Genomic DNA, 18,660 nt, shown 5'->3' with positions numbered 1-18,660 from the left:
ACCCCACCCCCCCCCCGCACCAGCTGGCGCTGAGCGGGGCTTCCCGCGCTCGGAGGCCCCTCTGAGCGCCAGCCGGCCCGGCCAGCTGGCGCTGAGCGGGGCTTCCCGCGCTCGGAGGCCCCTCTGGGCGCCAGCCGCCCCCGCCAGCTGGCGCTGAGGGGGCCTTTCGTGCTCGGAGGCCCCTCTGGGTGCCAGCCGGCCCGGCCAGCTGGCACTGAGCGGGGCGGTTCGCGCTGGGAGGCCCCTCTGGGCGCCAGCCGGCCCGGTCAGCTGGCGCTGAGCGGGCCTTTTCGTGCTCGGAGGCCCCTCTGGGCGCCAGCTGGTTCGGTCGGCTGGCACTGAGCGGGGCGGTTCGCGCTGGGAGGCCCCTCTGAGCGCCAGCCGGCCCGGCCAGCTGGCACTGAGCGGGGCGGTTCGCGCTCGGAGGCCCCTCTGAGCGCCAGCCGGTGGGGTGGCTGGCGCTCGGTGGGGAGGGGGTGGGTCAGCGGGTGAGGGGCTGGACGCTGGGCTGGGAGCCGGAGCGGAGGTGGGTGCGGGCGCCGTTGGCGAGGCCGACGATGGTGATCCAGGAGCCGCCGCCGTTCTGGCTGGTCACCACGGCACGGCTCGCGTCGACGTAGGAGAGTTCACGGTCGAGCGCCCCGCCGATGGTGCGCTTGGCCCCGGTCACGGTGTCGTACTCGACCAGGTGCACCGGCTCGCTCTCGGTGGCGGTCTCACCCTCCTGGTACGCGGTGAACGCCAGCTTCGCCCCGTCCGAACGCCAGGTCGGCACGACCGCGAAGCCGCTGTTCTGGACGCCTCCGCCCCCGTACGCCGCAACGGTCTTCTCCGCGCCGGAAGCGACGGTCCCGATGCTCAGGCAGGCGTCGTAGACGGACTCGCAGTCCCCGCCCCGGAACGCCACCCGCGTGCCGTCCGGCGACCAGGCCACCGCGTCGTCGGTGCGCAGCCGGTCGTTCAGCGAGGTCGCCGCCTTCCGCCCGACGGCCGCCGTTCCCGCCGTCTTCGTCGTCTCCGCCGGCAGCGCCTCACCCCGGCAGTCCCGCGGGAAGAGCACCTCCGGCTTCGCGGCCGTGGACGTCGTCGAGATCCGGAACACGCCCGCCCCGCCCGAGCAGGACAGCGACCCGAACGCGATCCACTTGCCGTCCGGCGACCAGGACGGTCCCGCGGCCGGCCGGGTGCTGAGCCGGCGCTGGCCGGAGCCGTCCGACTTCATCGTCCAGAGCTGCCCGGCCTTGACGAAGGCGATCTGCCGCCCGTCCGGCGACCAGCGCGGGCGGGTGGTACCGCCACCGGTGGTCAGGCGCTTCTCGGTCGCGCCCTTGCTGACGTAGACGTCGCCGCCGCGCACGTACGCCACGCTGCTCGCCAGCGTCTCCACCGCCTGAGCCGCGACCGGCTGGACGAACGAGCCGCCCATACCGAGTGCCGCCGCCAGCGTCACCATTCCCGCGATCTTCTTCATGGCCGAACGCCCCCCGAAGTTCTGCCTGAGCCTTACATCAGGGGTAATCGTCGCAACCGTCCCGCTCCTAAGCGGTTCCCGCGCCGATACCCACAAATTTCCTACCGTTTCGGCCGAACACCCCCACCCACCCGGACACTCCGCCCCAGTCCGATCGCCGGAGTGGAGCGCGCCCGGTGGGCGGCCCCGGGCCGGGCGGCAGCGGTCCCCGACGCCGGCAACTGCGCCGGGGACCAGCGGCCGGCTCAAGCGGGGGAGCGCAAGAGCCAGTCACGGAAGTGCAACCGCCCGCGAGGGCGAGAACGAGTGGTCAGGCGGCCGGGACGGACAGATCGGGCGGCCGGGACGGACAGGTGGGGTGGCCGGGCGGGTGGCCGGTCGGCCAGGACAGAGCGGGCGGCAGGGCGGCCGGGAGGGTGGCTGGGCGGGGGAGGAGGGCGGTGGTCAGGCGGCCTGGGAGGCGGTGGCTGTCCACATGGCGGTGAAGGCGGCGGCCTCGCCGGAGAGCCAGCTCTCGATGTCGCCGGGGCGGGCGGCGGGGTCGATGCGGTGGGTGGTGCCGCGGCGGAGGTCGACCAGGACGGGTTCGGCGTTGGGGAGGATCTGGTCCATGTGGCGGGCCATCAGGTGGAGCATCGCGGTCGTGATCTCGGGGCTCGGGGGCTCCTCGTCGAAGTGCAGGCGGACGGCTTCGCGGGTGCCGTCCTCGTAGCGCAGGCCGAAGTGCGGGTTGATCTTCACGGCGAGCGGGCCGACGGTGGCGATGGCGTCGCGGGTCTGGGCGAGGCTGACCTTCTCCGGGTCGCCGAGCGAGGACAGATAGGTGCGGGCGCCGGTGCGCAGGGTCTCGTAGAGCGGCTTCCAGCGGTCCTTGACCAAATCGGTCACGCCGCCGAGATAGCTGCCGCCGGTGCGGAATGCGATGTCCGCCTTCAGTGCCTTCACCAACTGGCCGTGCGGGTTGAAACCGCTGCGCCGCTCGCGCTGCCGGCGCAGCCCGCCGACGAAGGTTGCCTTGGCGGGGCCGGTGCGAGACACGTAGCGGGTGAAGCCGAGCATCGTCGCATAGGGAGGGATCACGGGCACGGGGGTGGTCGAGATCGTGGACAGGGTGGACATGGTCACGTCGGTCTCCTCACTCGCGCTGGGCACGATCAGTCACTCGAAAAGTGGCTGAAGATCCGCAGCTCAGGGCCCCTCTTTCGTACATACATACTAATCGACGGGTACGACATTCCCAACCGCCCGGCGGCTCGGTCCAGGGGAGATCCAGCCGGCGGCACGAAGGGCGGCGGGAGATGGCGAGGGTGACTCCTCAAGCCCGGCGCCCGACCGGCCGATACGGGTGTCCATGCACCGGTATCTGGCCGCTTTCATCGGCTCCGTCGTCCTTGCCACGTCCGGCGTCTCAGCCGTGGAGCCGGCTCAGGCGGCCGAACGCTTCACGTTCAGCGCGTCGGCCGGCCCGGCCGGCAAGGCCGGCCCAGTCAAGAAGGGTGGATACGTCACCCTCTCCGGCCGTGCACCCGGCGACGAGGACCTGGGTGCGGTGGTCTTCTCGTTCCGGGCGGACGGCAGCTCGAAATGGGTGTACCAGAACGCCACGCGGATCGGCTCGGACGGGCGTTACGCCCGGCGTCAGGCGCAGAACCACTCCGGTACGTGGCGAGCGGAGTTCTTCGCGTGCGACGACTGCGACGCCGTCACCAGGACCGACCACGTCGCCGTCAGTGGCGTCCAACTGCCCGGCATCGTCAACGGGTGCATCGGCGGCTACTACGTCGAGTTCAACCCCCGCGAGCTCGACATCTCCTGCACGTCGTGGTGGGCATACCAGAACTTCAAGTGGACCAGCCGGAACATGAGGACGGGCACGGCGACCGCCGTCCTGCATGTGGCCCGCGACAAGCGCACCTACAAGCGCCACCTGAAGTTCGACCGTGTTGTCGTGCACCACGGCGCACTGACGTACACCCGCTTCACCGAGGTCGAGACCGGCACGGTCTGGGGAATGAACCCCGCGGAGTTCATCCGGTGAGAAGGGGAGGGAGTTCCGGCATGAGGGACTTCCGGGCGCGGTGGAGGCGTGATGCCCGAGACTGTCGGGATGGCCTTGATCCGATGCGACTTCGATTCCGAGGCTCTGGAGATGAGCACCTCGATGACGGTGCTCCTGCCCGACGACAAGGGTGACGGTGAGGCCGACGGGGAGGCCGTGGAGGCGCCGCCGGTGCTCTACCTTCTGCACGGGCTGACCGACGATCACACGGCGTGGACGCGGTACAGCTCGGTGGAGCGGTACGCGTCGGAGCGGGGCCTGGCAGTCGTCATGCCGCAGGTGCACCGCAGTTTTTACGCCAACGAGGCGTACGGGATGCGGTTCTGGGATTTTCTCTCGGCGGAGCTGCCGGAGACGGTGGGCCGGTTCTTCCGGGTGTCGGCACGGCGTGAGGACACGTTCGTGGCGGGGCTGTCGATGGGTGGCTACGGGGCGATCAAGTGGGCGCTGCGGGAGCCGGAACGGTTCGCGGCCGCCGCGACGCTGTCAGGGGCGCTCGATATCGCGTACATCGAGGAGCACGATCCGCGGCCGCACATGCGCGCCCTGGTCGCGCGGGTCTTCGCCGACCGGCACGTGGCCGGTGGTGACGAGGATCTGATGCACCTGATCCGTCATGCGGACCGGTCGGCGCTGCCGCAGCTGATGCTGCGCTGCGGAACCGAGGACCACCTGCTGGCGCAGAACCGGAGGTTCGTGCAGGCCTGCACGGCGGCCGGCGTCCAGCTCGACGCCGGGTTCAGCGCGGGCGGGCACACCTGGGAGTTCTGGGACCAGAACCTCCCGGCAGTGCTGGACTGGCTGCCGATCAAGCGCTGAGAAACGATCAAGCGCTGAAAAGACGACCGGCAGCCAAGAACCGCAACCTAGCTGTCGTCCCGGCTCTGCTCGGCCAGGAACCGCTCCAGCTCCGCACCCAGCTCCTCAGCAGTGGGCAGCGCCGTATCCGAGTCAGCCAGCAGATTCCCCTGGCGACCGCGGAGGAACGCGTCGTACTGCGCCTCGAGCGACGTGACCAGCCGCCCCGCCTGCTCATCGTCGGCGATCTGCTTGTCGACCTCTTCGCGGACCAGCTTGGCCGACTCGCGCAGCCCGCCGGTCGGCAGGGCCAGGCCGGTGCTGGCGGAGACCGAGTCGAGCAGCAGTTCGGCGGCGGCCGGGTAGCCGGTCTGTGCCAGGTAATGCGGGACGTGGGCCGCGTATCCGAGGGCGGCGTGGCCGGAGTTGCCGAGGCGGAACTCGAGCAGGTTGCCGACGCTGGCCGGGACCTGCACGCGCTGGAGCCAGGACTCGTGGTCGCCGAGCAGGCTCTTGTCGGTGGCGTGTGCGGTGACGCCGACCGGACGGGTGTGCGGCACGGCCATCGGGATGGCGTTGAGCCCGACGGTGACGCGCACGCCGAGCTGATCGATCAGGCCGGTGACCGCCTTGATGAACCGTTCCCACTGCAGGTCCGGCTCGGGGCCGGCGAGCAGCAGGAACTCGGTGCCGAGCTGGTCCTTCACCAGGTGCAGGGCGAGGCTGGGCTCCTCGTAGCTCTCGAAATGGTCCGCCATGAAGATCATCGGAGGGCGGCGTGAGCGGTAGTCGAGGAGCTGGTCGAGGTCGAACGTCGCCACGACCTCGCTCTCCAGATGCTCCAGCAGATGTTCCCGGGCGAGCTGGATCGCGCTGCCCGCGTCGACGAAACCGGTGAGCCCCTGGATGAGCACCGGGCCGTCCAGGGCCGGCAGTTCCCCGGCCACTTCGTAGAGCCCGTGTGGGTCGAGCACGCTGCGGACCTCCTAGAGAGCGACACCCGCCTTCGCGGGCCCTTCTGCCAACAGTTGCACGGCGACGTTCATTCCAATCATTGCCTAACACGTACGCGCCACCCGATCATGACCACCAACGTGCGCGCACCGGTCACCATGGGATGCAGGTCCACTTCAAAGCCCCCGGAGGATCTGTGACGCAACCCACCACCGGCTCACTCGAGACCACCACTCCTCCCGGTTCGCTCTGGGAGAACATGAGGGCGGATCCGCAGTACGCCCCGGAGCACCTCGCCCTGGAAGCAGTCCGCCGCCTCGGCCCGGAAGCGGCCGCCTGGGCCGAGCGCACCCGCGCCGAAAACCCGGACCTGACCCCGGACGAGCTGGCCCAGCTCGCCGTCAAGCACTTCACCACGCTGGCCCGGATCTCCGGCGCCGTCTCGGGTGCCGCCGGCCTGCCCGGTGCGGTGCTCGACGTCGGCGTGCTGGCCTGGACCCAGGCACGCATGGTCCTGCACGTCGCCGCGGCGTACGGTGCCGACCCGACAGCACCGGAACGGGCCACCGACCTGCTGGTTCTCCAGCGGGTGCACCGGGTCGCCGAGACGGCGCGGATCGCCCTCGGTGTCGCGGCGGGCCGGGAGCGCGCCAGCCGGATCTTCACCGGCGGCTCGAACCGGCCGCTGACCCGCGTGCTGGTCTCGCTGGGTGTGAAGCTCGCGCAGATGGCGGGCGTACGGGCAGCCCGCCGCGTCTTCGCCAAGCTCATTCCGGGCGCCGGCATCGTCCTCGGTACCTGGGTCAACTCGGCGGCCACCAAGGAACTGGCTCAGCGCGCCCGGGTGCACTTCGGTAGGCGCGGGGACAAGGGCTAAGGTCCGCGACTCCCGGCCCGAAGTCCCTGACGTGCTGGGATATCGCAAGCGGTCCGCCGTCGTCCTGTCCGTCATCGCGCTGCCGTTGCTGCTCGCCGGCTGCGGCTCGACGTCCGAGAAGGTTCAGGAGGAGAAGGCCCGAACGGGCAACGACTGGATCCTGGTCGAGCAGGGCAAGGCGACCCCGTCGCCGACGGTGAAGGTCGGCAAGGCGTCGCCGACACCGGCGGACACCCTGCCCACGCTGCCGGCGGTGACCACCTCGCCCACCGTCAAGCCGACACCGAGCTGCACGCCGGTGCAGAGCATCGGCGGCATCAACGGCCTCGACGTCGTGCCGGGCAGCACCAGCGCCGTGGTGACCTGGTACCACCCGGGAGGCGGAAACATCATCGACTACCGGGTGACCGCCATGACCCAGGATCTTGATGTCGGCTCGCAGACCGAGGTCGGCTGGACCAAGGTGACGCCGGCCACCTGCGGTGACGTCAGCGCCACCGTCACCGGTCTGGAGGCCGGTACGCCCTACGTCTTCTCGGTCGACGTGGTGAAGAAGCGTGCGGGACGCGACGGTACCTACACCGAGACGGTGGCCCGCTCACAGGTGGTAAGCACCACGTAGGGCCTCACGTGGATGACTCTCTAAGCTTCCCGGCATGGAGAGCATCGTCGACATGGTCGTCCTCGTGGCGATCTCGGTCGTGGGCGCAGCCCTGGCCCGCCGGCTGGGCTTCGTCGCGCCGTTGGTGCTCCTGGTCGCCGGGCTCGGGCTGTCGTACGTGCCCGGCTTCCCGGAAGCGCACCTCGAACCGGAACTCGTGCTGATCGGGATCCTGCCCCCGCTGCTGTACGTGGCCGCCCTGCAGACCTCGGTTCCGGCGTTCCGCCTGGCGTTGCGGCCGATCCTGCTGCTCGCGGTCGGTCTCGTGGTGCTGACCGCGCTGGTGATCGGTTTCCTCGTACACCTGATGTTGCCTGAAGTGCCGCTTGCGGCATGTGTCGCCCTCGGCGCGATCGTCGCACCGCCCGACGCGGTCTCCGCGACAGCGATCGCCCGCCGGGTGGGACTTCCCCGGCGCGTCGTCACGATCCTCGAGGGTGAGAGCCTGCTGAACGACGCGACCGCGCTGGTGATGGTGCGTGTCGCGGCCGGTGCGCTGGCCGGGCTCGCCGTCGGGTTCTGGGAGATCGCCGGCGAGGTGGCGCTGAAGGCCGGTGGCGGCCTGCTGATCGGCCTGGTCTTCGCGGTCGGTGCGGCCTGGCTGCACCGCAAGATCGAGGATCCGCTGCTCGACGACGCGGTGTCGCTGCTCACCCCGTTCGTCGTGGTGATCATCGCGGAGGAGCTGCACACCTCCAGCGTGGTCGCGGTGGTGATCGCGGGCCTCTACCTCGGCCACCGGATCCCCTACCTGCTCTCGGCCACCTCCCGTCTCCAGATGGAGGCGGTCTGGCGGCTTGTCATCTTCCTGCTCGAAGGCGTGGTGTTCCTGCTCGTCGGCCTGCAGCTGCGCACCGTGGTGAGCACGATCGAGACCGACTTGACCACGACGGTGCAGGTCACCGGCGTGGTGTTCGTGGCACTGGTGGCGATCCGGTTCGTCTGGATGTACCCGGCGACCTACCTGGCCAGGCTCATCCCGCGGATCCGCAACCGGGAGGACCGGCCACCGGTCACCGTGCCGACGGTCATCGCCTGGGCCGGTATGCGCGGTGTGGTGACCCTGGCGGCCGCGCAGACGCTGCCGGAGCCGGGTGTCGACAACGTGCCGGAATACCCGCGGGAGCTGTTCGTCTTCGTCGCCTTCGCGATCATCGTGCTGACCCTGCTGGTGCAGGGCACGACGCTGCCCGCGCTGGCCCGGCGCCTGAAGGTGCGCGAGGACAGCGGCGCCGAGGATGCCCTGGCCGAGGCCGGTGTGCAACACTCCGCCGGGCAGGCCGCCCTCGAAGCGCTCGAGGCGAACGCGGACGGTGCGCCATCATCGGTGGTGGACCGGCTGCGCGGCCTGGTCGAGAGCCGCTCGAACAACGCCTGGGAGCGGCTCGGCAACCAGGCGCGGGAAACCCCGTCGGCGGCGTACGGCCGGCTGCGGCGGGAGATGATCAAAGCGGAGCGGCACGTCTTCAAGATCGCCCGGAACGAGGGGCGGATCCCGGAGGAGGTGCTGGTCCGCGCCCAGCGTGAGCTCGACCTGGAAGAATCCCAGTTGCAACGGAGTGACGATTGACCTGCCAGCATCTCAAGGAAGCCGGCGAACCGGCGCCGCTGACCAGCTACGCCGACGGTTGCCCGCAATGCGTGGCCGGCGGGTTCGACGACTGGGTGCACCTGCGCCTCTGTCTCGGCTGCGGGCTTGTCGCCTGCTGTGACTCGTCACCGCGGCGGCACATGTCCGCACACCACGCCGACGAGGGCCACCCGGTGATGCGGTCCTTCGAGCCGGGGGAGTCCTGGCGCTGGTGCTTCGACGACCATCAGGTCGGCTGAGGTGCGCACCCTGGTCGTCGGTGCCGGCGCGACCGGCGGGTACTTCGGCGGCCGCCTGATCCAGGCCGGCCGGGACGTGACCTTCCTGGTCCGGCCCGGCCGGGCGGCGGCGCTCGCCGACCGCGGGCTGCGGATCAAGGGTCCGGGCGAGGAGACGGTGCTCACACCGCGGACTGTCACCGCCGGCACGATCGACGGCCCGTACGACCTGGTCCTGCTCGCGGTGAAGAGCTACTCCCTGGAGCCGGCGCTCGCCGACCTCGCCCCGGCCGCCGGTACCCGCACGGTCATCGTCCCGCTGCTCAACGGCATGCGGCACGTCGAGGCGATGGTGGGCGCGTTCGGTCCGGAGCGTGCCTGGGGCGGTGTCTGCATGATCCACGCGACGGTGGACGCCGACGGGGACATCGTCCAGATGACGGGGCTGCACCGGATGGTCTTCGGGCCGCTGGAGGGGGCTGCCGACGATCGTCTGGAAGCGGTGACGGCGACGCTCACCGGCGCGGGCTTCGACTGCCGGGCCTCGGCGGCGATCGTCCACGAGATGTGGGAGAAATGGGTGCTGCTCGCCACGATGGGTGCGGCGACCACGCTGATGCGCGCCTCGGTGGGCGCGATCAACGCCGCACCGGGAGGCGCGGCCTTCGGGCAGGCGCTGGCGGCGGAGGCGGTCGCGGTGGCGACGGCTGCGGGCTGGGCGCCGCGCGCCAAGGCGCTGGCCATGCTGGAGAGCGCGATCTCCACGACCGAGCCGACCACCTCGTCGATGTACCGCGATCTGATCCAGGGCCTGCCGGTCGAGGCGGACGCGATCGTCGGTGACATGGTGACCGAGGCGGCCAGGCACGGCGTCGCCGCGCCGTTGCTGTCCGCCGCCTACACCGGCTTGTCGATCTACAGCGCGACTCGCTGAGGGCGGGTCCGTCACCCTTTCCACCATTTTTCCGTACGGTCGAAGCGCTCTTGCCGTGGTTTCGTACCACGCCTCGTCACTCACGAGAGGGCTCGGCCGATCCCCCGCGTGGGGGTGATATCAACGGCTAACCGGACAGTTGGGCCGACGTCGGCATCCACGTCCGCGAGAATGACCACTGACGCGGCCGCGCAGGGTTAACCCCACCCGGAGGTGGGCATCCATCGCCCGCCGGTCGCGAGCACAGGGGACGGCCGAGGGGTAGGAGCACGATATGCAGGTCTGGCCTGGTCACAGGTACCCGCTGGGGGCCACGTACGACGGGACGGGCACCAATTTCGCGATCTTCTCCGAGGTGGCCGAGGCGGTCGAGCTCTGCCTGTTCGACCCGTCCGGCAACGAGCGGAAGGTTCAGCTCCACGAGCAGGACGCGTTCGTCTGGCACGCGTACCTGCCGGGTGTCGAGCCGGGCCAGCGCTACGGCTACCGGGTCTACGGGCCGTACGAGCCGCACCGCGGGCTGCGCTGCAATCCGCACAAGCTGCTGCTCGACCCGTACGCGCGGGCGGTCGACTCGGACATCGACTGGCACCCGTCGCTGTACGCGTACGACTTCGCCAACCCGGATCAGATGTCGGATCTGGACTCGGCGGCGTACATGTCCAAGGGCGTGGTGGTGAACCCGTACTTCGACTGGGGGAACGACCGCCGGCCGGACATCCCGTACCACCACTCGGTGATCTACGAGACCCACGTCAAGGGCCTGACCCAGCGGCACCCGGAGATCCCCCGCGACATGCGCGGCACCTACTCCGCGATCGGTCACCCGGCGATCATCGAGCACCTGAAGAGCCTCGGCGTGACAGCTGTCGAACTGATGCCCGTGCACCAGTTCGTCCACGACAACCGCCTGCACGACCTCGGGCTGCGCAACTACTGGGGTTACAACACGCTCGGCTTCTTCGCGCCGTACCACGGTTATTCGGCGATGGGCTCGCTCGGTCAGCAGACCCAGGAGTTCCGCGGGATGGTCAAGGCGCTGCACGCGGCGGGCATGGAGGTCATCCTCGACGTCGTCTACAACCACACGGCCGAGGGCAACCACCTGGGCCCGACGCTCAGCCTCAAGGGCATCGACAACCGGACCTACTACCGGCTCGTCGACGATCAACCGCAGTTCTACATGGACTACACCGGCACGGGTAACAGCCTGAACGTGCGCAGCCCGCAGAGCCTCCAGCTGATCATGGACTCGCTGCGCTACTGGGTCACCGAGATGCACGTGGACGGTTTCCGCTTCGACCTCGCCTCGACGCTGGCCCGCGAGTTCTACGACGTGGACCGGCTCTCCACCTTCTTCGAGGTGGTGCAGCAGGACCCGGTGGTCGGTCAGGTCAAGCTGATCGCCGAGCCGTGGGACGTCGGGCCCGGCGGTTACCAGGTGGGCAACTTCCCGCCGAACTGGACCGAGTGGAACGGCAAGTACCGCGACACGGTCCGCGACTTCTGGCGCGGTGAGCCGGCCACGCTCGCCGAGTTCGCCTCCCGGATCACCGGGTCGGCCGACCTCTACCAGGACGACGGCCGCAAGCCCTTCCACTCGATCAACTTCGTGACCGCGCACGACGGGTTCACGATGCACGACCTGGTGTCGTACAACGACAAGCACAACGAGGCCAACGGCGAGGAGAACCGGGACGGCGAGAGCCACAACCGGTCCTGGAACTGCGGCATCGAGGGACCGGCCACCGACGAGGGTGTGCTCGCGCTGCGGGCCCGCCAGCGGCGCAACTTCCTGGCCACGCTGATGCTCAGCCAGGGCGTGCCGATGATCTCGCACGGCGACGAGATGGGCCGCACCCAGCAGGGCAACAACAACGCTTACTGCCAGGACAACGAACTCAGCTGGATAGACTGGGAGAACGCCGACGAGCAGCTGCTGGACTTCTCCCGCAAGCTGACCGCGTTCCGCCACCGGCACCAGGTGTTCCAGCGGCGCCGGTTCTTCACCGGCCTGCCGGTGACCGCCCGCGGCGGCGGTGACCCGCTGCCCGACCTGGAGTGGTTCACCCCGGACGGCCGGCAGATGGCCGGTGACGACTGGGGCAACGACTTCGGCCGGGCGGTCGCGCTGTTCGTCAACGGCGAGGGCATCCGCGAGCGCGGCCAGTACGGCCAGCGCCACGTGGACAGCTCGTTCCTGCTCTTCTTCAACGCGCACGACGCGCCGCTCGAATTCACCACTCCTCCCGCCGAGTACGGGGAGAAGTGGGAGAAGGTCATCGAGACCGCTGCGCCGTCACCGGATCACCCGTCCGTAGTGGAAGCGGGACACCAGATCTGGGTGCCGGACCGGTCCCTCATCGTGCTGGACAGGACGGTTTGATGCCCCAATCCAACCACCCCACCACCGCCCTAAAACGGACTGAAGGCTGTCCTCCCAGCAGTACCTACCGAGTTCAGGTCCGCCCCGACTTCCCGCTGCGGTCCACCGCCGAGATTGCCGACTACGTAGCGGACCTAGGGGTGAGCCACCTCTACTCCGCGCCGCTGCTGGTGGCCGCGCCGGGCTCCGAGCACGGCTACGACGTGGTCGACCACACGCAGGTCAGCCCGGCGCTGGGTGGCTCCGACGGCCTGCAGGCGCTGCACCAGGCGCTGCAGGCGGCCGATCTGGGGTTCGTCGTCGACATCGTGCCCAACCACGCCGGTGTCGGCGTCGCGTCGGCGAACCCGACCTGGTGGGACGTCCTGAAGAACGGGCAGAAGTCCGAGTACTCGGGTTTCTACGACATCGACTGGTCACGCGGGCGGCTGCTGATCCCGGTCCTCGCCGACGATCCGGCCGCGCTCGACGAGCTGCGCGTCGAGGACGGCGAACTGCGCTACTACGACAAGCGGTTCCCGATCGCCGAGGGCACCGGCGAGGGCAGCGCCCGCGAGGTGCACGACCGGCAGCACTACGAGCTGGTCAACTGGACCCGCGGCGACAGCGAGCTCAACTACCGGCGGTTCTTCGCCATCGTCGACCTGGCCGGCCTGCGCGTCGAGGAATCGGAGGTCTTCGACGCCACCCACGCCGAGATCCTGCGCTGGTACCGCGAGGGCATCGTGCAGGGCATCCGGGTCGACCACCCGGACGGGCTGCGCGACCCGGGCGGTTACTTCGCCCGGCTGCGCGAGGCCGCACCGGACGCCTGGATCGTGGTGGAGAAGATCCTCGAACCGGGTGAGAAGATGCCCGCCTGGCCGGTCGCCGGCACCACCGGCTACGACGCGATGGCCGACGTCAACGGCGTCTTCGTGGACGTGGGTACCGAGGCGTTCTTCGACACCCTCGACCACCACCTGACCGGCGGCACCACCTCCTGGCAGGACCTGGTGCACCAGACCAAGTACGCGGTCGCCACCACGTCGCTGGCCGCCGAGCTGGACCGGCTGGCGAGGCTCGTACCGGAGGTCGAGGGCGCGCACGAGGCGCTCGCCGAGCTGGCCGCCTGCTTCCCGGTCTACCGCTCCTACCTGCCGTCCGGCGGCCGCTACCTGGCGGCGGCGCGGTCCGAGGCCGGCCGCCGCCGCCCGCAGCTGATCCGCGTGCTCGATCAGCTCACCGGCCGGCTGCGCAACCCGGGCGACGAGCTGGCCGTCCGGTTCCAGCAGTTCACCGGCGCGGTGATGGCCAAGGGTGTGGAGGACTGCGCGTTCTACCGCTGGACCCGGTTCGTCGCCCGCAACGAGGTCGGCAACGATCCCGCCAAGTTCGGCGTCACCACCGACGAGTTCCACGAGGCCGCCGAACATCGGCAGGCCGACTGGCCGGACGGGATGACCTCCCTCGCCACCCACGACACCAAGCGCGGCGAGGATGTGCGGGCCCGCCTGGCGGTGCTGTCCGAGGTGCCGGGCGACTGGACCGAGGTGGTCCGCCGGTGGGTCCGCGGCGCTCCGCTGCCGGATCCGGCCTTCGCCCACCTGATCTGGCAGGTCGCGGTGGGTGCGTGGCCGATCGAGCGGGAACGGCTTCAGGCGTACGCGGTGAAGGCCGCGCGGGAGGCCGGCACCGGCACCACGTGGCTGAAACCCGACGAGCGGTTCGAGACGGCGCTGCGGGAGATGGTCGACAAGATCTACGACGATCCCGCCCTGCACCGCGAGGTCGGCGACTTCGCCGCGTCGATCACCCCGCCCGGCTGGTCGAACTCGCTCGGCCAGAAGCTGGTGCAGCTGACCATGCCCGGTGTGCCCGACGTCTACCAGGGCACCGAGCTGTGGGACCACTCGCTCGTCGACCCGGACAACCGCCGCCCGGTGGACTTCGCCGTCCGCCGCGAGCTGCTCAGCCGTCTCGACGAGGGCTGGCTGCCGCCGGTCGACGACAGCGGTGCGGCGAAGCTGCTGGTCACCAGCCGCATCCTGCGCCTGCGCCGGCAGCGCCCGGAACTGTTCAGCGGTTACCGCCCGGTCTTCGCGGACGGCCGGGTGGGTGAGCACGTGCTCGCCTTCGACCGGGGCGGGGTGGTGGCCGTCGCGACCCGGCTGCCGGTCGGATTGTCACGGCACGGCGGTTGGCACGACACCACGCTTTCACTGGACGGACACAGTTGGACGGAAGTGTTCACGAACACCGGTTACGGCGGCAACCGCCTGTCCGTGGCTGAGCTCCTGCGTACCTATCCCGTCGCTCTCCTGGTGAAGGAATGACTGTCTTCGAGGTGTGGGCTCCCGATAAGCCGGTGCGACTGCTTGTCGACGGCCAGGAGCGAGAGATGGAGTCCGGCGAGGGCGGCTGGTGGCGGCTCGACGTCCCGGAAGCCGGCCCCGGTACCGACTACGCGTACCGGTTGCCCGATGAGGACAACCCGCTGCCCGACCCGCGCTCGGCGTGGCAGCCGGCCGGTGTGCACGGGCCCAGCCGGGTGTACGACCAGGACGAGTTTCCCTGGACCGACCAGGCGTGGACCGGTCGGCAACTGCCCGGCTCGGTCCTTTACGAGCTGCACATCGGCACGTTCACGCCGCAGGGCACGTTCGACTCCGCGATCGAGAAGCTGGACCACCTCGTCGACCTCGGCGTCGACCTGGTCGAGCTGCTGCCGGTCAACGCGTTCAACGGCACCTACAACTGGGGCTACGACGGTGTCTGCTGGTTCGCGCCGCACGAGGCGTACGGCGGCCCCGACGGCCTGAAGCGTTTCGTCGACGCGGCGCACGCCAGGGGCCTCGGTGTGGTGCTGGACGTGGTCTACAACCACTTCGGGCCCAGCGGGGCGTACGCGCCGATGTTCGCGCCCTACCTGAGCAGCGGCAGCAACTCCTGGGGCAGCTCGCTCAACCTGGACGGTCCCGGCTCCGGCGAGGTCCGCCGCTACATCGCCGACAGCGTGCTGATGTGGATGCGCGACTACCACGTCGACGGCCTGCGCCTGGACGCCGTGCACGCGCTGCACGACGAGGGCGCGGTGCACCTGCTCGAGCAGCTGGCGGTCGAGGTGGAGACGCTCTCCACCCGGCTGCGCCGCCCGCTCTCGCTGATCGCCGAGTCCGACCTGAACGACGCCAAGCTGATCACACCCCGGGAGGCCGGCGGGTACGGCCTGCACGCGCAGTGGGACGACGACGTGCACCACGCCCTGCACGCCCTGCTGAGCGGCGAGCGCCAGGGCTATTACGGCGACTTCGGTTCGCTGGACTGCCTGCGTACGGTCCTTACGGGTGCGTTCTTCCACGCCGGCACCTGGTCCAGCTTCCGCAACCGCCGGCACGGCCGCCCGGTCGACCGCCAGCGGGTCCCCGGCCATCGCTTCGTCGCGTTCCTTCAGAACCACGACCAGATCGGCAACCGGGCGATCGGCGACCGGCTCACCGCCACGCTCTCGCCCGGCCTGCTCAAGGTCGGCGCCACCCTGCTGCTCACCTCACCGTTCACGCCGATGCTGTTCATGGGCGAGGAGTGGGCGGCGACCAGCCCCTGGCAGTTCTTCACCAGCCACCCCGAGCCGGAGCTGGCCGACGCGGTGAAGAACGGCCGGCGGCGCGAGTTCGCCACCCACGGCTGGGACGAGGCCGAGGTGCCCGACCCGCAGGACCCGGCCACCTTCGAGCGCTCCAAACTCGACTGGTCCGAGCGGGACAAGGCCGGGCACGCCGAGATCCTCGATCTCTACCAGCAGCTGATCCGGCTGCGCCGGTCGGCGCCCGGCCTCACCGACCCGTGGCTGCACGACGTCGAGGTCTGGCACGGCGACCAGCATGTGGTGATCCGCCGCGGCACGCACGTGGTCGCGGCGAACCTGGCCGGCACGCCGCAGACGGTGAGCGTGCGTTCGCTGCCCCGGTCGGTGCTGCTCGCCACGTCACCGGGCGTCGTCGTGGAACGCGACCGCCTGGTCCTGCCGCCCGAGACCGCGGCGGTGGTGTCGGTTCGGTAGCTTGCCCATGTGAGCTGGGGGAAGAAGAAGAAGCGGAAGAAGCGAGACTATTGCGACGTACCGGCGTGTGACTGTGACGTGCCGGGGTGCGACTGTTTCTCGCTGAGCCTGCTGCTCCGGACGGCGGCAGTGCTCACCCGTACCCCCGCTCCTAAAGGCCGGGCCGAACGGACCGTGACCGGAGCGATCCGCGGCTATCGGCGGGTCTCGCCGAAGTTGCCCACCCGGTGCCGTTACACGCCCACCTGCAGTGCCTACGCGCTCGAAGCGATCGACAGGCACGGATTGGGGGCCGGATTACGGCTGGCCGCGGCACGTCTGTCGCGTTGCCGACCCGGCGTCCCGTTCGGCACCTCGGACCCCGTTCCGTGACCTCTGTGGTGCACCATGACTCCTTCGGGAGAGGGAGAAGGGTGCATGTCCGATTCGAGCGACAGCCCACCAGCGGCGCAGGGACCGGAGCCCAAGCCGGCGGACCGTGGCCCGCGCTGGCCACGGCAGTGGAACCCCGACCGGATCTGGCCGCCGCAGTGGAACGGTGACCTGGGCCGGCTGCGCCGCACCCGGCCGGAACCGGATGCCACGGTCGAGGAGATCGCCTCCCGGGACATCGCCGAGCAGGAGGTGATCGAGGAGGTCATCTCCGAGGTCGAGCGCCGGTCGATCGTGGACGGGGAATACCGGTTCAAGGCGTGGCGGCTGGCCGGGCTCGGGCTGCTCCTGGTGCTGACGATCGCCGTGACGCTGGGCGGGCTGCTGGTGACCGGGCCGCCGTCGGTCGACGAGCTGCGCGAGCAGGCCGGCGTGGACTCGTGGGACCACCTGGCCATCGGGGTCAAGGACGACCAGTTCGGCGTGGCCTCCTACGACAAGGAGAAGAAGAGCTGGTCCGGGTTCGACATCGACATGGCGTACATGATCGCGGAGGACCTCGGTTTCCGCCGGGACGACGTGAAGTTCTACGGCCTGGAGAGCGAGGACCGGGCCCGGATGCAGGCGATCGACCCGGCGACCGGTGAGCGGGTGTCGGTGCAGCTGGTCATCGCCAGCTACAGCATCACCGACGAGCGGCGGACCGCCGGGGTCCGGTTCTCGGCGCCCTACCTCTACACCGAGCAGTCCGTGGTGACGCTGAACGGGCACGCGGCCGTGTCGGCGATCGAGGACCTGGCGTTCCAGCGGGTCTGCACGCTTTCCACCTCGACCAGCTCCTCGGCGCTGAAGGATGCGGGCGCGTACGTGGTCCGGAAGAACCGGGTCAGTGAGTGCTTCACCGAGCTGGACCGCAAGACCGTCGACGCGATCAGCACCGACGCCGCGATCCTCGCCGGCTACAAGTGGAAGTACCCCGAAAAGTACAAGCACTGGGACCTCGGCCTGGAGAAGGCCGAGAAGTGGGGCGTCAACGTCGGCGAGAACCCGGCACTGGAGACCCTGGTCAACCTCACGCTGTACCGGTCCTACACCGATCCGAAGGACGACCGGTGGGAACGGGCCTGGCGGGAGAACTTCCAGGACGAGCTGAAGCCCAACGGGACGACCCCGATCGCGGTCGCCCAGCAGCCGCCGGCGGAGCGCCCGGACGTGCGCCGGCTGCCCTGGGAGGATCCGCTCGGATGAACGAGATCCACACCGGTGCGGTCAGCAAGGAGCGGGTCCTGCCCCGGCAGAGCTACCGGTCGGAGCTCAACTGGCTGCTCGCCGTCCTGCCCGGGTTCCCGCTGCTGCTGCTCGTCCTGCGGCTGTGGTACCTGAGCCGGCAGGACATGCCGACGATGCTCGTGCTGGTGCAGTACATCAATCCGCTCGGCATGCTCGGCGCGCTGTTCATCACGCTGAGCTGGACCATACCGGCGGTCATCCTGGTGGTCCGGGTCCTCGGCGGCATCCTGCTGGTGAGCGTGCCCGACCGTACCGGAACGTCGTTCCTGGCGGTCGCCGCGCTGCGGATGCCGGGCTGGGTCGTGGTGATCGCCGCGGGCATCGCCGCCTTCACCTGGCAGCTGCGCATGATCCCGCTGCTGCTGATGCTCGTCGTCGCGATCCTCGGCCTCACCGCCGTGCAGAGCTTCCAGGGCGAGCGGTGGCTGATGCGATGGACCACGATCGGCGTTCCGGTGCTCGTCGGCATCCTCGTCTGGCTCTTCTTCTGGCCGGGAGTGACCGCCGCCGTGCGCGCCGGTGAGTACGGCACGGCGATCCTCCTCGGCGCACCACCGCTGTTCGGCCCGCTGCTCACCGGACCGGTGCCGGAACGCTGGGCCCGGATCGCCACACACTGGCCGGCGGTGGTCGCGGCCTTCGCCCTGCCGTTCGTGGTCGGCGTCGTCTTCCTCCGCGCGCCCGTCCTGCCGAACAGTGCCATCGAGGTGGCCACCGAGGGTGAGCCGGTCCGTGTCGTCCGCGGCCAGCTCATCTCGGTCGACGACACCTCCACCACGATGCTGGAGCCCACCGGTGAAGTCACCTTCGTCCCCAACGGCGAGGTCAAGTCCAAGACGCTCTGCCCCGAACCGGACCGTGCGCCGGACAGCGCGATCGCGGTCCGCGGCTGGCCCGTCGAGGCCTCGGCACTGCAGTGGATCGCACCGACCCGTGAGGCCGCCGGGATCGATCCGAGGTGCCTCGGTCGCCCGCTGGACCGGGGGTGAGTGTATTTTCTGCAACGA

16 protein-coding genes are annotated in these 18,660 nt (G+C 70.0%); 13 read left to right on the top strand and 3 right to left on the bottom strand.

What is annotated here, in order from left to right; genetic code table 11:
• Positions 1–481: 481 nt before the first annotated feature.
• Complete coding sequence (locus ACFQV6_RS34040; RefSeq protein ID WP_378031763.1) at positions 482–1,471, bottom strand: hypothetical protein; 990 nt, start codon at positions 1,469–1,471, stop codon at positions 482–484.
• A 444-nt stretch (positions 1,472–1,915) separates the two neighbouring features.
• On the bottom strand, positions 1,916–2,590 hold the full coding sequence (locus ACFQV6_RS34035; RefSeq protein WP_378031768.1) for a hypothetical protein: 675 nt from the start codon (positions 2,588–2,590) through the stop codon (positions 1,916–1,918).
• A 232-nt stretch (positions 2,591–2,822) separates the two neighbouring features.
• Between ACFQV6_RS34035 and ACFQV6_RS34030 the strand changes: the two genes are divergently transcribed.
• A complete protein-coding gene (locus ACFQV6_RS34030) occupies positions 2,823–3,509 on the top strand; it encodes a hypothetical protein (RefSeq protein ID WP_378031762.1) in 687 nt (228 codons plus the stop codon).
• 69 nt (positions 3,510–3,578) lie between these two features.
• Positions 3,579–4,349, top strand: a complete 771-nt coding sequence (locus ACFQV6_RS34025) for an alpha/beta hydrolase (protein ID WP_378031761.1) — start codon at positions 3,579–3,581, stop codon at positions 4,347–4,349.
• A 47-nt stretch (positions 4,350–4,396) separates the two neighbouring features.
• Here the strand turns inward: ACFQV6_RS34025 and ACFQV6_RS34020 are convergent, their stop codons facing one another.
• Positions 4,397–5,302 carry a proteasome assembly chaperone family protein gene (locus tag ACFQV6_RS34020; RefSeq protein ID WP_378031760.1) on the bottom strand — a complete coding sequence of 302 codons (906 nt, stop codon included), beginning with the start codon at positions 5,300–5,302 and terminating at the stop codon, positions 4,397–4,399.
• A 143-nt stretch (positions 5,303–5,445) separates the two neighbouring features.
• Here ACFQV6_RS34020 and ACFQV6_RS34015 point away from each other — a divergent pair, with 143 nt between their 5' ends.
• The 11 genes from ACFQV6_RS34015 (at position 5,446) to ACFQV6_RS33965 (ending at position 18,642) form a co-directional block, all read left to right on the top strand.
• Positions 5,446–6,159: an EcsC family protein gene (locus ACFQV6_RS34015; RefSeq protein ID WP_378031759.1), complete on the top strand. Its 714-nt coding sequence runs from the start codon at positions 5,446–5,448 to the stop codon at positions 6,157–6,159.
• A gap of 31 nt (positions 6,160–6,190) precedes the next feature.
• Entirely contained in the window at positions 6,191–6,781 is a 591-nt protein-coding gene (locus ACFQV6_RS34010) for a fibronectin type III domain-containing protein (protein WP_378031758.1), read from the top strand.
• Between the two features lie 34 nt (positions 6,782–6,815).
• A complete protein-coding gene (locus ACFQV6_RS34005) occupies positions 6,816–8,390 on the top strand; it encodes a Na+/H+ antiporter (RefSeq protein ID WP_378031757.1) in 1,575 nt (524 codons plus the stop codon).
• On the top strand, positions 8,387–8,650 hold the full coding sequence (locus tag ACFQV6_RS34000) for a UBP-type zinc finger domain-containing protein (RefSeq protein ID WP_378031756.1): 264 nt from the start codon (positions 8,387–8,389) through the stop codon (positions 8,648–8,650). The genes ACFQV6_RS34005 and ACFQV6_RS34000 overlap by 4 nt, the downstream gene beginning before the upstream one ends.
• A gap of 1 nt (position 8,651) precedes the next feature.
• Positions 8,652–9,563 carry a ketopantoate reductase family protein gene (locus ACFQV6_RS33995; protein ID WP_378031755.1) on the top strand — a complete coding sequence of 304 codons (912 nt, stop codon included), beginning with the start codon at positions 8,652–8,654 and terminating at the stop codon, positions 9,561–9,563.
• Between the two features lie 274 nt (positions 9,564–9,837).
• Positions 9,838–11,949 (top strand): glycogen debranching protein GlgX, encoded by a 2,112-nt coding sequence (gene glgX, locus ACFQV6_RS33990; RefSeq protein WP_378031754.1) that lies wholly within the window; start codon positions 9,838–9,840, stop codon positions 11,947–11,949.
• On the top strand, positions 11,949–14,264 hold the full coding sequence (gene treY, locus ACFQV6_RS33985) for a malto-oligosyltrehalose synthase (RefSeq protein ID WP_378031753.1): 2,316 nt from the start codon (positions 11,949–11,951) through the stop codon (positions 14,262–14,264). The genes glgX and treY overlap by 1 nt, the downstream gene beginning before the upstream one ends.
• On the top strand, positions 14,261–15,991 hold the full coding sequence (treZ, locus tag ACFQV6_RS33980) for a malto-oligosyltrehalose trehalohydrolase (protein WP_378031752.1): 1,731 nt from the start codon (positions 14,261–14,263) through the stop codon (positions 15,989–15,991). Before treY ends, treZ begins: the two co-directional genes overlap by 4 nt.
• Before the next feature lie 9 nt (positions 15,992–16,000).
• Complete coding sequence (gene yidD, locus ACFQV6_RS33975) at positions 16,001–16,363, top strand: membrane protein insertion efficiency factor YidD (RefSeq protein ID WP_378031751.1); 363 nt, start codon at positions 16,001–16,003, stop codon at positions 16,361–16,363.
• A 45-nt stretch (positions 16,364–16,408) separates the two neighbouring features.
• On the top strand, positions 16,409–17,611 hold the full coding sequence (locus ACFQV6_RS33970; protein ID WP_378031750.1) for a transporter substrate-binding domain-containing protein: 1,203 nt from the start codon (positions 16,409–16,411) through the stop codon (positions 17,609–17,611).
• Entirely contained in the window at positions 17,608–18,642 is a 1,035-nt protein-coding gene (locus tag ACFQV6_RS33965) for a hypothetical protein (RefSeq protein ID WP_378031749.1), read from the top strand. The genes ACFQV6_RS33970 and ACFQV6_RS33965 overlap by 4 nt, the downstream gene beginning before the upstream one ends.
• The last annotated feature ends 18 nt before the right edge of the window (positions 18,643–18,660 follow it).

Source organism: Actinoplanes sp. GCM10030250 (assembly GCF_042666575.1).
Lineage (GTDB): Bacteria > Actinomycetota > Actinomycetes > Mycobacteriales > Micromonosporaceae > Actinoplanes.
Note: the sequence above shows the minus strand (reverse complement) of the source record. Positions and strands in the feature narration are given on the sequence as shown.